16 protein-coding genes are annotated in these 12,522 nt (G+C 70.8%); 8 read left to right on the top strand and 8 right to left on the bottom strand.

Annotation, left to right across the window (positions count from 1 at the left end):
- Window positions 1-92: 92 nt before the first annotated feature.
- A complete protein-coding gene (locus JL475_RS18180) occupies window positions 93-710 on the bottom strand; it encodes an RNA polymerase sigma factor (protein WP_202278778.1) in 618 nt (205 codons plus the stop codon).
- Between the two features lie 192 nt (window positions 711-902).
- Window positions 903-1,301: a hypothetical protein gene (locus JL475_RS18175; protein WP_202278777.1), complete on the bottom strand. Its 399-nt coding sequence runs from the start codon at window positions 1,299-1,301 to the stop codon at window positions 903-905.
- Between the two features lie 183 nt (window positions 1,302-1,484).
- Here JL475_RS18175 and JL475_RS18170 point away from each other — a divergent pair, with 183 nt between their 5' ends.
- Complete coding sequence (locus tag JL475_RS18170) at window positions 1,485-1,979, top strand: DUF1877 family protein (protein ID WP_202278776.1); 495 nt, start codon at window positions 1,485-1,487, stop codon at window positions 1,977-1,979.
- Between the two features lie 51 nt (window positions 1,980-2,030).
- Here the strand turns inward: JL475_RS18170 and JL475_RS18165 are convergent, their stop codons facing one another.
- From JL475_RS18165 to JL475_RS18155, 3 genes are all read right to left on the bottom strand, one after another.
- A complete protein-coding gene (locus JL475_RS18165) occupies window positions 2,031-2,609 on the bottom strand; it encodes a hypothetical protein (protein ID WP_202278775.1) in 579 nt (192 codons plus the stop codon).
- Between the two features lie 108 nt (window positions 2,610-2,717).
- On the bottom strand, window positions 2,718-3,296 hold the full coding sequence (locus JL475_RS18160) for a hypothetical protein (protein ID WP_202278774.1): 579 nt from the start codon (window positions 3,294-3,296) through the stop codon (window positions 2,718-2,720).
- 116 nt (window positions 3,297-3,412) lie between these two features.
- On the bottom strand, window positions 3,413-4,993 hold the full coding sequence (locus JL475_RS18155) for a glycoside hydrolase family 20 protein (protein WP_307825087.1): 1,581 nt from the start codon (window positions 4,991-4,993) through the stop codon (window positions 3,413-3,415).
- A 329-nt stretch (window positions 4,994-5,322) separates the two neighbouring features.
- On the opposite strand from JL475_RS18155, the gene JL475_RS18150 reads away from it, so the two are divergent.
- The 5 genes from JL475_RS18150 (at window position 5,323) to JL475_RS18130 (ending at window position 9,559) form a co-directional block, all read left to right on the top strand.
- Entirely contained in the window at window positions 5,323-5,901 is a 579-nt protein-coding gene (locus tag JL475_RS18150) for a 2-oxo-4-hydroxy-4-carboxy-5-ureidoimidazoline decarboxylase (RefSeq protein WP_307825091.1), read from the top strand.
- 236 nt (window positions 5,902-6,137) lie between these two features.
- Window positions 6,138-6,518, top strand: coding sequence for a succinate dehydrogenase, cytochrome b556 subunit (gene sdhC / locus JL475_RS18145; protein WP_202278773.1), 381 nt, complete (start codon window positions 6,138-6,140; stop codon window positions 6,516-6,518).
- A 5-nt stretch (window positions 6,519-6,523) separates the two neighbouring features.
- Window positions 6,524-7,006 (top strand): succinate dehydrogenase hydrophobic membrane anchor subunit, encoded by a 483-nt coding sequence (locus JL475_RS18140; RefSeq protein WP_202278772.1) that lies wholly within the window; start codon window positions 6,524-6,526, stop codon window positions 7,004-7,006.
- A gap of 19 nt (window positions 7,007-7,025) precedes the next feature.
- On the top strand, window positions 7,026-8,780 hold the full coding sequence (gene sdhA / locus JL475_RS18135; RefSeq protein WP_202278771.1) for a succinate dehydrogenase flavoprotein subunit: 1,755 nt from the start codon (window positions 7,026-7,028) through the stop codon (window positions 8,778-8,780).
- Entirely contained in the window at window positions 8,780-9,559 is a 780-nt protein-coding gene (locus JL475_RS18130; RefSeq protein ID WP_202278770.1) for a succinate dehydrogenase iron-sulfur subunit, read from the top strand. The genes sdhA and JL475_RS18130 overlap by 1 nt, the downstream gene beginning before the upstream one ends.
- 116 nt (window positions 9,560-9,675) lie before the next feature.
- Here JL475_RS18130 and JL475_RS18125 read toward each other — a convergent pair whose 3' ends face one another.
- From JL475_RS18125 to JL475_RS18115, 3 genes are all read right to left on the bottom strand, one after another.
- Window positions 9,676-9,942, bottom strand: a complete 267-nt coding sequence (locus JL475_RS18125; protein WP_202278769.1) for a TM2 domain-containing protein — start codon at window positions 9,940-9,942, stop codon at window positions 9,676-9,678.
- 219 nt (window positions 9,943-10,161) lie between these two features.
- Window positions 10,162-10,581, bottom strand: coding sequence for a DUF2752 domain-containing protein (locus JL475_RS18120; protein WP_202278768.1), 420 nt, complete (start codon window positions 10,579-10,581; stop codon window positions 10,162-10,164).
- Entirely contained in the window at window positions 10,574-11,044 is a 471-nt protein-coding gene (locus tag JL475_RS18115; protein WP_202278767.1) for a TM2 domain-containing protein, read from the bottom strand. The genes JL475_RS18120 and JL475_RS18115 overlap by 8 nt, the downstream gene beginning before the upstream one ends.
- A gap of 167 nt (window positions 11,045-11,211) precedes the next feature.
- Between JL475_RS18115 and JL475_RS18110 the strand changes: the two genes are divergently transcribed.
- Together JL475_RS18110 and JL475_RS18105 are read left to right on the top strand one after the other, a co-directional pair.
- Entirely contained in the window at window positions 11,212-11,622 is a 411-nt protein-coding gene (locus JL475_RS18110) for a VOC family protein (RefSeq protein ID WP_202278766.1), read from the top strand.
- A 122-nt stretch (window positions 11,623-11,744) separates the two neighbouring features.
- Window positions 11,745-12,518 (top strand): TetR/AcrR family transcriptional regulator, encoded by a 774-nt coding sequence (locus JL475_RS18105; RefSeq protein WP_202278765.1) that lies wholly within the window; start codon window positions 11,745-11,747, stop codon window positions 12,516-12,518.
- Window positions 12,519-12,522: the final 4 nt, after the last annotated feature.

The following is a 12,522-nucleotide window of genomic DNA, read 5'->3' as shown; positions in this document are numbered from 1 at the left end:
CCCGGCGGGCCGGAGGCCGCGGGTCGCCGGGGCCGGCCGGTCCGGTCGGGGCGCCGTCCCCGTCCGCCGTCACGCGCCGTCCCGGTCACGGGTCACTTCGACTCACCCAGCGTCCGGGAGGCCTCATCCGTCACACTTTCGGCACCCAGTTGTGCGGCCAGGCGTTTCAGACCCCGGTACGCGGCCGTCCGCACCGCGCCCGGCCGCTTTCCGAGGACGCGGGCGGCGGCGGGTCCGTCGAGGCCGACGACCACCCGCAGCAGTACGGCCTCGGCCTGGTCCCGGGGCAGTCCCGCGACCAGCGCCAGGGCGTGTTCCGTGGAAATGGCCTCCAGTGCCATCTCGTACGTGCTCTGCCGACCGGGGAGGTCCCACACGTCCTGTTCCAGTGCCGAGGGGCGGGGCCGCACCCGTTGCCGACGCAGGTGGTCCAGCGCCCGGTGCCGGGCGATGGTCGCCGTCCAGCCCCGGAACCCCGCTCCGTCGCCCTTGAACCTGCCCAGGTCGCGGGCTATCTCCAGCCAGGCGTCCGACGTCACGTCCTCGGCGTCGTCACCGACCAGCCCGCGCACATACCCGAGCAGTCCGGGCTGGACGAGGCGGTAGGCCACGGCGAAGGCGGCCTCGTCCCCGTCCTGGGCCCGCGCGACAGCCGCGCCCAGCTCCCCGTCGTGCGCCTTCGCGCGGCGGGGTTCCCCTCCCTTGCCCAAGAACCGTCCTCGTCCGTACCGAGTTCGTGGGGCGACGCCTGGTGCGACACATCGGGTCGTAGCCCGCCTCACGGTCATCAGCGTCCGGCACCACGAAAGTGTCACAGCTCGTCAACCGCCCCGTACGACCCTCCGGTCGCGGGGGGATCGAGGGTCCTCGGACCGGCCGTGGCGCGTGCGCGGCGCCGCGCGTCACGTCCGCAACGCGTCCCGGCACAGCAGGCGCAGTGATCCGTCACCCGTGTAGCAGCGGCGGGCCTCGTCCACGGGGTCCCAGAAGCGGCCGTCGGGGGTGCGGACCCAGTGGTCGCCGCCCGAGACCCACCACTCTCCTCCGGTCCGGCGCACGATCACCTCACCGGCATAGGCGCCGAATCCGCGCAGCACCGTCTCCACGGCGGCGTACGGGGCCGCCTCCCGGCGTATGTCCTCGATCATGCGGTCGACGCTCCACAGACTGCGCGCCGAGTAGTCGAGTCGCAGCCGTGCCCCTTCACGCATGGCCGTCACGGTGTCCGCCGCCCATCGCACGGGCTTGGCCGCGGCCGAAGGCCTGGTCCCCTGCTGTGTCGTCGCAGTCGTCGCAGTCATCGCAGTCGTCACACTCGGTAGAGCGCTCGGGGGGATGAATTCGTCACCGCGATTCCGCCCGATCCCGCAACCGGCGCAGAACCGCCCCGAGGCCACCGCACCGTGGTCACAGAACGTGCTCGTTCGGGCGGGGCCGTCGACACGGGGGTGACGGATCGGGGGTCTGCTGCGCTCCTGTCTTCGATGAGTACGTACTTCCATCTACGCGCCGTACCGTCCCCGGCCCTGCGCAACAGCCCCGCCTGGCTGCTGCGGCTGTTCGAGGACGACTGGGAGGCGGTGCGCGAACGCATCGGCCGGCATCGCGAGGAGATCCTGGACAAGGGGTATCTCGACCAGGAGTTCCTCTACACCGGTGCGGCCCCGCGGCACACGCCGGCCGGCCCGCCCGCCCACGTGGTCCTCGGCGGCCGTCCGGTCACCCCGCCCGGCCCGGGCCGGCCGCCCTTCCTGCTGCTGACCTCGGCCCAGGCCGGCCGCGTCGCCGGCTTCCTGGAGACCGCCGACTTCGACACGCTGTGGCGAAGGGCCCGTGACCGGATCCTCCCGCGCTACGGCGGACCGGACGTGGAGCCGCAGGCACGCGACGCCTTCGCGGCGGCCCACCGCGACCTGACCACGTTCTACACGTGCACGGCACGGCAGCGGGAGGCGGTGGTGAAGTGGCTCCTGCCCTGACCCGGAACGACCGTCCCGGGCGGTCGCCGGTGCCGGGCGGTCAGCCGTCTCTCAGCCGTCTCTGCGGCTCCGGCGGGACAGTGCGGCGACCAGTACGCGGCGGCCCTCCGTCGACACCTCGAGCGCGCGGCGCAGTCCGGCCGGGCCGTGACCGGCCAGGACCTCCAGAACGGTGATCTGGCGGCGCAGTTCGGCGGCGGCGAGCGGCGACAGCGGCAGACCCTCCATACGGCCCCTGCGGGCTGCCTCGATCGCGTCCGTCACGTCCTCGTACGGAGCACCGCCGTCCAGGATCCGGTGGATCCGCATCGCGACGACGGAGCAGGCGTGGGCCCACTCCTCCAGCGCGGGGGCGGAGCGCTCGGTGGGGGCGGTGGTGAGCATCCGGTGCGCGAGCGCCACGGCGTCACCGTCGGCGGCCCCGCCGGCCGCCCCGTCGAGCTTGCCCCGCGTCTGCTCCAGCCGCTGCGTCCAGTCGTCGGCGGCGGCGTCCTCGGCGAGGCTCGCCCACAGGGGGCGCAGCGTCTCGTCGTCGCCGCCCAGCAGCGGTACGCACCGATCCAAACAAGCCAGCCCGCTCGCGGCCAGCCCACGCTCGTCCGCCTGCGCGATCAGTTCCACCAGACTCATCCACGTCTCCCTCAGCGGGTCTTCGCAGGCCCCTGACAAGGCCCCTTTCACGGACCTCACGGGGCGGAGGCCGCATTTCCCCTTACTGCGTGCGACGGCCCGGGAGTGTCACAGAGGCATCACTCCGAGCCGGTCGAGTAAGCGGAAGAAGAGGTTTTCAGCCACGGGCTCGAAACCGGGACCGGGGCCGGGCTCGGCGGTCAGGACCTCGACCAGCGCCTCGGCGGGCACGGTGTGTCCGGCCTCGGCGGCCCATTCCACGGCACGGTCCGCGGCGTCGCGGGGCTCGAGGAAGTAGTCCTCCAGCGTGAGCCCCTCCCGCTCCACACCGTCCCGCTCCACACCGTCCTGGTTCCCGCCGTCCTGCCCGCCGCCCGCTCCCGCGCCGAGGTAGTCCGCCATCGCGGCGCGCACCAGGCAGGTGGTCCACGCGCCGCTCTCCGGCGCCGCCGCCTCCACCACCACGCAGGCGCTGTCCATCACATAGCCGAACAGCGCGGGCGCGCCCGTCTGTCCGGCGAGGTCGTTCATGCTCCCGATGCCGCCGTCTCCGCTCGGGTACTCCCAGATCTGCCAGCCGCCCGGCGCCGACGTGCGCAGGGTCATGCCCCGGGCGCCGGCCAGCGCGTCCAGTTCGGCGAGCGGCCGCTCGCCACGGCCCACGACGAAATACCCCCAGTAGCCCATGTGCCGGTATTCCCCCCGTGTCGGTCTCGGCTCGGCAGAAGACCACCACAGTCGCACGGGGGTTCGCAGGAATACGCCGCAATCCGTCCGTTCGTGACCTTGTCGCAACCGCCGGCTCAGTCCAGCTTGTCCGCCAGGGCCCGGAACTCCGCCCAGGACAGCTCCGGTTCGCCGTCCGGGTGCCAGAGTTTCTGCACCGTCGCCCGCAGCGGCATCCGTATCCCGGCCGCGACCTGCTCCTGGGTCTGGGAGTTCGCCAGGTCGCACCAGACGGCGAAGGACCCGCCGAGGATCTGTCCGTCGTACTGGGCGGGCACCGCGGTGGTGCCGCGCAGCACCAGCGGCGTCCACTGCTCGTAGATCCGCTCGCCCGTCGGATAGACGAAGGTCTGCGGCTCCCCGAGCACGTAGTAGAGGAACTCGTCGTTGTAGTTGATGACGTCGCGGCCCTCGCTCAGGTACTCCACCGGCTGGCGGGCGCCGATCTCCTTGCCGGTCCAGTAGGCGATCTGGACGTCCTCGGCCGCCCGCACCGAACCGCCCTTGAAGAAGCCGTCGTTCCAGGCGCGGGGCGTGCGGTCGTGGGCGCGGACGGTGTCGGCCCGGTCGTTGAGCCAGCCGGTGGCCAGGTCCTCGACCGTGGCGCCGGAGCCGTACTTCTCCCGCGCGGCGGCGGCCAGGCCCGGGAACGACGCCTCGGGGTCGGAGACCACCAGCGCCTGGTACTCGTCGGCGCCGAGGTGCCACTGCCCGCCGGGGAAGAGTCCGGCGTACTCGTTCAGCAGGTCGTCGACGATCTCGGCGGACGCGTCCTTGGAGATGTCGATCGCGCCGCGCACCACGCCGCCGTTCACGTTGCGCAGCTGGAGGTCGGGGTGGGCGGCGATGACCGCGCCGAGGTGTCCTGGCGAGTCGATCTCGGGCACGACGGTGATGTGCCGGCTCGCCGCGAGGTCGACGATCCGCTTGACCTGCGCCTTGGTCAGGTGCTGGGCGGAGACGATCTCCGGGTGCGAGTCGGACTCGATGCGGAAGCCCTGGTCGTCGGAGAAGTGCAGCCCCAGCTCGTTGAACTTCAGGTCGCCGAGCTCGCGGACCCGGTCCTCTATCCAGTCGGCGGTGAAATGCTTGCGCGCGACGTCCAGCATCATCCCGCGCCGCTGCTTGGCGGGCTCGTCGCGCACGACGCCCTCGGGGGCGGTCTCGGCGCCGCGTATCTGCTGCTTGAGGGTACGGGTGCCGTAGAAGACGCCCGCCTCGGCGGGAGCGCTGACGGTCACCCGGCCGCCCCGCACGGTCATGGTGTACGACTCGGGGTTCGCGCCCTTGTCCTTGTTCAGCACCAGGCGCAGGTCCCCGGCGCGCTCGTCGTCCTTCTCCCCCGCGTACGTCAGGCCCAGCTCACCGGCTATGAGGCGGCCCTCGTCGGCCAGCGCCGGATCGCCGACGACCACCCGGTGACCACGCTCGGGACGCCAGCCGGGGCCGCGCTCGGCACTGTGGTCGCGGACGGCGGGTATGGTCCGGGGCGCCTGGGACAGCGGGTAGGAGCGGGTGGGACTCGGCTCCGGCGGCGAGCCCGCGGAGTTCTCGGACCGGGAGGCGGCGGAACCGGCGTCGTCCGAGGTCGCCCAGAGTCCGAGCCCCACCCCGGCCGCCGCGACCACCGCGCCCGCGGCCAGGGCCACGACCAGCACCCGACGCTGCTTCTTCCGAACCGATGCCCGATGTGCCCGACGAGCCTGACGCCTGCCCTGCCTGTGCTGACTCACACGGCCAACCTACGACCCGTACGGATGAAGGGCATCGACGGGCTGTTCCGAAACTCTCCCGTCCGGGTGAATTTCGGATATCGATCGGACACGTCATGGACTCACTCGATAACGTGACGACACAACTCTCACACCACCCACTGCCCGATCCCTCACCACCTCGTCACCCCACCACCTCGATACCCCGCCACCCCGTCGCCCCGCCCACCGACAGACCCAGCCACCGACACCCGTGACACCCCCGAGGACCCACGCTGCCTGCGCACCGTCTCCCGCATCGCCCCGGCCGTGTCGCCATACCCGGACAGTCCCGCGGCACGCCCACGCCCGACACGCCCGGATCGACCGACACGCCCGGCGGCGTCCCGTCCCCGCTGGAGCGCTTCAACGCCGCGTCCGCCGAGGACGCCGAGCGCGCCCTGCTGACCTGTCTGCACAGCCCCGGCTGGGCGGTGCGCGTCGCGAGCCACCGCCCGTACCCGGACCTGACCTCCCTCCTGGCGGCAGCGGACGAGGCCGCCTACGACCTGCCCCGCGCGGAGCGCGTCGCGGCCCTGTCCGCGGAGGCCCTCCCCGACCTCCCGAAGGGCGCGTACTCCGCCGCCCACACGGCACTGAACGCCGCCAACACGGCCTACGAGAGCCGGTTCGGGCACCCGTTCGTCATCTACGTGGACGACCTGAGGCCGGACGAGGTGCTGGACCACGTACTGGAAGGCATCCGGTCACGATTGGCCAACGATCCGGAGGAGGAGCGCCTGGTCGCGGGGGAGGAACTCCGGCGCCTGGCACGGGGCCGCCTGACCGCTCTCCTCTCGGACGGGGACCGCTGACGGGCCACGGCACCCGCCCCGTCGGCGCCACCCCGGGCCGTCACCGGACATCCCATCCCAGAAGCCGCTTCTCTAGCCCGTAAGCGTGCCAGTTCGATCACGGCAGCAGGGCCCCTGTCCACCTCGCGGCGACACCTGGCTACGATGCTAGGGGCCGGTGGACCGTACCCGGCCGGGCCCGACCGACACGGAGAAAGCCGGCGCGGCCCCAACCCCCGCTCCCGGAGGAAATTTCCGTGCCGGCTGGAACGCTGTACCGCGGCCGGGAAGGAATGTGGTCCTGGGTGGCTCATCGAGTCACCGGCGTCCTCATCTTCTTCTTCCTGTTCGTCCACGTACTGGACACCGCCCTCGTGCGAGTGTCCCCGGAGGCCTACGACACCGTCGTGGCCACGTACAAGACGCCGATCGTCGCGCTGCTGGAGTACGGCCTCGTGGCCGCCGTCCTCTTCCACGCGCTCAACGGCCTGCGTGTCATCGCCGTCGACTTCTGGATCCAGGGCGCCCGGTACCAGAAGCAGATGCTCTGGACCGTCGTCGCCGTGTGGGTCGTGCTGATGCTCGGGGCGATCTACCCCGTGCTCGGCCACGCCGCTCGTGAACTGTTCGGGAGCTGACGCCAATGTCCACGACTGAATCCACCCCTTCGGGCATCGGCCCCGTCGAAGGTGCCTCGCTCTACTCGGTCGACAACCCGGCGCCCGTCATCGAGCCGCCCCGGGCGCGCACCAAGAAGACCCCGAAGACCACCCGGGGCAACTTCGAGATGGTCGCCTGGCTGTTCATGCGCCTGTCCGGCATCGTCCTGGTCGTCCTGGTCATCGGGCACCTGCTGATCCAGCTCGTCCTGGACGGCGGCGTCTCCAAGATCGGCTTCGCCTTCGTGGCGGGCCGCTGGGCCTCGCCGTTCTGGCAGGTCTGGGACCTGCTGATGCTGTGGCTCGCGATGCTGCACGGAGCGAACGGCCTGCGCACGGTCATCAACGACTACGCGGAGCGCACGAACACCCGGCTGTGGCTCAAGGGCCTGCTCTACACCGCCACGGTGTTCACCATCCTGCTGGGCACGCTGGTGATCTTCACCTTCGACCCGAACATCCGCTAGGCACGGGGCTGCGAAACTCATGAAGATCCACAAGTACGACACCGTCATCGTCGGCGCCGGCGGCGCGGGCATGCGCGCGGCCATCGAGTCGACCAAGCGCAGCCGCACCGCCGTGCTGACCAAGCTCTACCCCACCCGCTCCCACACGGGCGCCGCGCAGGGCGGCATGGCCGCCGCGCTGGCCAACGTGGAGGAGGACAACTGGGAGTGGCACACCTTCGACACGGTCAAGGGCGGTGACTACCTCGTCGACCAGGACGCCGCAGAGATCCTGGCGAAGGAGGCCATCGACTCCGTCCTCGACCTGGAGAAGATGGGCCTGCCGTTCAACCGCACCCCGGACGGCACCATCGACCAGCGCCGCTTCGGCGGCCACAGCCGCAACCACGGCGAGGCCCCGGTCCGCCGCTCCTGCTACGCGGCCGACCGCACCGGTCACATGATCCTTCAGACGCTGTACCAGAACTGCGTCAAGGAGGGCGTGGAGTTCTTCAACGAGTTCTACGTCCTGGACCAGCTGATCACCGAGGTCGACGGCGTCAAGAAGTCGGCCGGTGTGGTGGCGTACGAGCTGGCCACCGGTGAGCTCCACGTCTTCCAGGCGAAGTCCGTGATCTACGCCTCCGGCGGCAACGGCAAGTTCTTCAAGGTGACGTCCAACGCGCACACCCTGACCGGTGACGGCCAGGCGGCCGTGTACCGGCGCGGGCTGCCGCTGGAGGACATGGAGTTCTTCCAGTTCCACCCGACCGGCATCTGGCGCATGGGCATCCTGCTGACGGAGGGCGCCCGCGGTGAGGGCGGCATCCTGCGCAACAAGGACGGCGAGCGCTTCATGGAGAAGTACGCGCCGGTCATGAAGGACCTCGCCTCCCGTGACGTCGTGTCCCGGTCCATCTACACGGAGATCCGCGAGGGCCGCGGCTGCGGTCCCGAGGGCGACCACGTCTACCTGGACCTGACCCACCTCCCGCCGGAGCAGCTGGACGCCAAGCTGCCCGACATCACGGAGTTCGCGCGCACCTACCTGGGCATCGAGCCGTACACGGACCCGATCCCGATCCAGCCGACCGCGCACTACGCCATGGGCGGCATCCCGACGAACGTCCAGGGCGAGGTCCTGTCGGACAACACCACCGTCGTGCCGGGCCTGTACGCGGCCGGTGAGGTCGCGTGCGTGTCGGTGCACGGCGCCAACCGCCTGGGCACCAACTCGCTGCTGGACATCAACGTGTTCGGCAAGCGGGCGGGCATCGCGGCGGCCGAGTACGCGCACACGACCGACTTCGTCGAGCTGCCGGAGAACCCTGAGGCGTTCGTCACCGAGCAGATCGAGCGGCTGCGGTCCTCCACCGGCACCGAGCGGGTGGCCGAGATCCGCCGCGAGCTGCAGGAGACCATGGACGCCAACGTCATGGTGTTCCGCACCGAGCAGACGATCAAGACGGCGGTCGAGAAGATCGGGGAGCTGCGCGAGCGCTACAGGAACGTCGCCATCCAGGACAAGGGCAAGCGGTTCAACACCGACCTGCTGGAGGCCGTCGAGCTGGGCAACCTGCTCGAGCTGGCCGAGGTCATGGCCGTCTCCGCGCTGGCCCGCAAGGAGTCCCGCGGCGGTCACTACCGCGAGGACTACCCGAACCGCGACGACGTCAACTTCATGCGCCACACCATGGCGTACCGCGAGGTGGGCGACGACGGCACCGAGTCCATCCGTCTCGACTACAAGCCGGTCGTCCAGACCCGCTACCAGCCGATGGAGCGTAAGTACTGATGGCTACCCCTGTTCTGGACAAGGCGGACGCGGCCGGATCGCCCGAGCCCGGTTCCGCCGACTCCCCCTACATCACCGTCACCTTCCGGGTCCGCCGGTTCAACCCGGAGGTCTCGGCGGAGGCGACCTGGGAAGACTTCCAGCTGGAGATCGACCCCAAGGAACGCGTCCTCGACGGTCTGCACAAGATCAAGTGGGACCTGGACGGCACCCTGACCTTCCGCCGCTCCTGCGCCCACGGCATCTGCGGCTCCGACGCCATGCGGATCAACGGCACCAACCGCCTGGCGTGCAAGACGCTGATCAAGGACCTCAACCCCGAGAAGCCGATCACGGTCGAGCCCATCAAGGGCCTCACGGTCCTCAAGGACCTGGTCGTGGACATGGAGCCGTTCTTCCAGGCGTACCGGGACGTGATGCCCTTCCTGATCACGAAGGAGACCAACGAGCCGACGCGTGAGCGGCTGCAGTCCGCCGAGGACCGCGAGCGCTTCGACGACACGACGAAGTGCATCCTGTGCGCCGCCTGCACGTCCTCGTGCCCGGTCTTCTGGAACGACGGCCAGTACTTCGGTCCGGCCGCGATCGTCAACGCGCACCGTTTCATCTTCGACTCGCGTGACGAGGCCGGCGAGCAGCGCCTGGAGATCCTCAACGACCGTGACGGCGTCTGGCGCTGCCGGACGACCTTCAACTGCACGGACGCGTGCCCGCGCGGCATCGAGGTCACCAAGGCGATCGCGGAGGTGAAGCGGGCGCTCATCACGCGCCGCTTCTGACGTTCTCCCGACGCTCTGCGCCGTGACGACCGAGGGCCCCGATCCACTGGATCGGGGCCCTCGGTCCGTTCGTGCCGCCGGGCGGTACAGGGCCGCCGGGCAGGGCCCGGACGGCGTCAGCCGCGCAGCACGCGGCCCTCCTTGTCGGTGCGGTCGTTGCTGACCAGGAAGATGATGCCGTCGATCAGCGACCAGATGCCGAGGCCGCCGCAGGTGAGCAGCTGGGCGATGCCGACGCCGACCGAACCGACGTAAAACCGGCCGATGCCCAGGCCCCCCAGGAAGAGCTGGAGGACACCGGCGACGATCTTCGACTTGTCCGAGTACGGACGGCCCTGCGGGTCGAAGCCGAAGGGGGCCTGGGGGTTGGGAGGGACGGTCATGGCGGTTCTCCTGGGGAAAAGACAGAGAAAGAAAGCGGTATGTACCGGGCGACTCCGCCCGGACGGCCCAGGAGGGAGCATCCGACGACCGCGTACGCGACCACGCGCGACAGCCCGTGGTCCGTCAGCTGTCCCCCCTGCGCGTGAGGAGCGTAAACGGCCGGGTCGGCGAGGAGGGAGAGGGGAGGAACAAACGTTCCCGTACCGTGATCACGTGTTTCATCGGACGATGTTGCGGGCCACCGTCCAGGCCACCGCCGTCAGCAGGATCAGCACCTGGACCCAGGGAGCGAGCCGGGGAGCCCAGAAGCGGCCCCGCAGGCCCTCGATCGTCCAGCGCCCCCACAGCACCAGCGCCAACGGCGCGGCGAGCAGCAGGGCCCGGTTGTCCAGCCAGGCCGCGGCGAAGTGACCGTGCATCAGGTCGTACACCATGCGGGTACCGCCGCAGGCCGGGCACAGCAGGCCGGTGACGGCCCGGAACGGGCACCGGGGCAGGACGTGGCCGGGCTCGTGCGGGTCGGTGCCCCACAGGTAGGCGGCACCCGCGACGCCCGCGACCAGCAGCGCGACGGGGGGCACCGCGGGATGCCACCGCGGTCGCCCTCCGGCCGACGCGGAACGAGCCGCGTCAGCCACGCAGGATCCGCCCCTGCTCGTCCGTGCGGTCGTTGCTGACCAGGTACATGATGCCGTCGATCAGCGACCAGATGCCGAGGCCGCCACAGGTGAGCAGCTGGGCGATGCCGATGCCGACCGAACCGACGTAGAAGCGGCCGATGCCCAAGGAGCCGATGAAGAGCTGGAGGACACCGGCGACGATCTTCGACTTGTCCGAGTACGGACGGCCGTAGGGGTCGTACCCGTAGGGCGCGTGAGGGTCGCCCTGCGGGAACCCCGGGGGCTGCTGGTAACCGGCCTGCTGGTAGACGGACGGCGGGTAGCCGCCGGAGGGCTGCTGGGGGTAGCCGTAACCGGGCTGGCCGGGCTGGCCGGCCTGCGGGTAGCCGTAGGGGCCGGACTGACCGGCCGCGCCGGGGTTCGGAGGGCCGAAACCAGGCGGCTGGGACGGCTGCTGCGGCTGCTGCGGCTGCTCGCTCACGGTGGTGTCTCTCCTGGAAGATGCGGAAACTGCCAGTCATCTTGCAGGACGCGGACGGCAAAGAGAAGTCGGGGCCCCCGCCTCGGCCGCCCCTCCGAAAGGGTGACCCGCCACCACTCCGTCCCCTCATCTGCCGACTTCGGAAGGAAAGCACCTAATGTGACGTCATGTCAGGTGACGAGTCCTACGAACTGCTCGGGTTCGACCATGTTCTGCTGCCCGTCGGGGACCTTGACGAGGCCGTCGGATTCTACGGTCGGGCCGGGTTCCCCGTCGGCTTCCGGCTGGACGAGGCCAGGATCGTCCAGCTGAAGGTGGGCGGCGAGACGCCCGGGATGGTGCTGCGGCTCGAGGAGGGGCTGGGGTGCCGACCGCCGGTGTGGCCCTCCGTGCGGGTGTGGCTGGAGGTGCCCGACGCCCGGGTCGCCGCCGAGGCGTTGAGCGGCGCCGGGATCGGTCTGCTCGACGGGCCCTTCTCGGGCGCCACCGGCTGGACCGTCGAGTTCGCCGACCCCTGGGGGAACGTGGTCGGCCTGACCGACTACACCAAGCGCCCTCAGCTCGGGCGCCGGCCGTGACCACCGGCCGTACCCGCGACGGGAATCAGGACGGTCCCCGCGCCGCCCTGCGGGGTCTTCCTCCCCCGCAGGGTCTTCCTCCCGGCAGGGGGTCCTTCGGCGTGCCGTTAGGCTCTCCTCCCGTGCCCGCCAAGAACGACGGCCCCGGCGACGGTGCCGCACCCAGCAAGTCCGAGCAGACCCGCGCCCTGATCCTGGAGACGGCCATGCGGCTGTTCCGGGAGCGCGGGTACGACAGGACGACCATGCGGGCCATCGCCACGGAGGCCGGGGTCTCCGTCGGCAACGCGTACTACTACTTCGAGGGCAAGGAACACCTGATCCAGGGGTTCTACGACCGGATCGCCACCGAGCACCGGCAGGTGGTCCGGGAGATCCTGGACCGGGAGACCGAGCTGGAGGCCCGGCTCGCGGGCGTGCTGAAGGCATGGCTGGACATCGCCACGCCGTACCACGAGTTCGCGGTGCAGTTCTTCAAGAACGCCGCCGACCCGGACAGCCCGCTCAGCCCCTTCTCCCCCGAGTCGGAGCACGCGCGCGTGCTGGCGATCGGCGTCCACCAGGAGGTGCTGGCCGGGTCGGGGGCCAAGGTCGCACCGGAACTGCGGGAGGTGCTGCCCGAGTTGATGTGGCTGGCCCAGATGGGCCTCGTCCTGTACTGGATCTTCGACCGCACCGAGGACCGCGAACGCAGTCACCGCCTCGCCGAGCGCGGCGCCCGCATCACCGCGCGGAGTGTCGCCCTGGCCCGTTTCCGCGTACTGCGCCCGCTGGTCCGCGAGGTCCACGAACTGTTCACGGACTTCCTGCCGGGCCTGACCAGGGCCCTGCCCGACCCGGCGAGACCCCGCGGTACGACAGCCGCCGAGCACGACCGCACCGCACCGCTCGGCTGACCAC

This window comes from Streptomyces sp. M2CJ-2 (assembly GCF_016757295.1).
GTDB lineage: Bacteria > Actinomycetota > Actinomycetes > Streptomycetales > Streptomycetaceae > Streptomyces.
Note: the sequence above shows the minus strand (reverse complement) of the source record. Positions and strands in the feature narration are given on the sequence as shown.

Coding starts and splice junctions, on each gene's coding strand:
- JL475_RS18175 (WP_202278777.1), bottom strand. CDS start 1,301: ATGACTGCGACGACTGCGACGACACAGCAGGGGACCAGGCCTTCGGCC.
- JL475_RS18170 (WP_202278776.1), top strand. CDS start 1,485: ATGAGTACGTACTTCCATCTACGCGCCGTACCGTCCCCGGCCCTGCGC.
- JL475_RS18165 (WP_202278775.1), bottom strand. CDS start 2,609: ATGAGTCTGGTGGAACTGATCGCGCAGGCGGACGAGCGTGGGCTGGCC.
- JL475_RS18160 (WP_202278774.1), bottom strand. CDS start 3,296: ATGGGCTACTGGGGGTATTTCGTCGTGGGCCGTGGCGAGCGGCCGCTC.
- JL475_RS18130 (WP_202278770.1), top strand. CDS start 8,780: ATGGCTACCCCTGTTCTGGACAAGGCGGACGCGGCCGGATCGCCCGAG.
- sdhA (WP_202278771.1), top strand. CDS start 7,026: ATGAAGATCCACAAGTACGACACCGTCATCGTCGGCGCCGGCGGCGCG.
- JL475_RS18110 (WP_202278766.1), top strand. CDS start 11,212: ATGTCAGGTGACGAGTCCTACGAACTGCTCGGGTTCGACCATGTTCTG.
- JL475_RS18140 (WP_202278772.1), top strand. CDS start 6,524: ATGTCCACGACTGAATCCACCCCTTCGGGCATCGGCCCCGTCGAAGGT.
- JL475_RS18125 (WP_202278769.1), bottom strand. CDS start 9,942: ATGACCGTCCCTCCCAACCCCCAGGCCCCCTTCGGCTTCGACCCGCAG.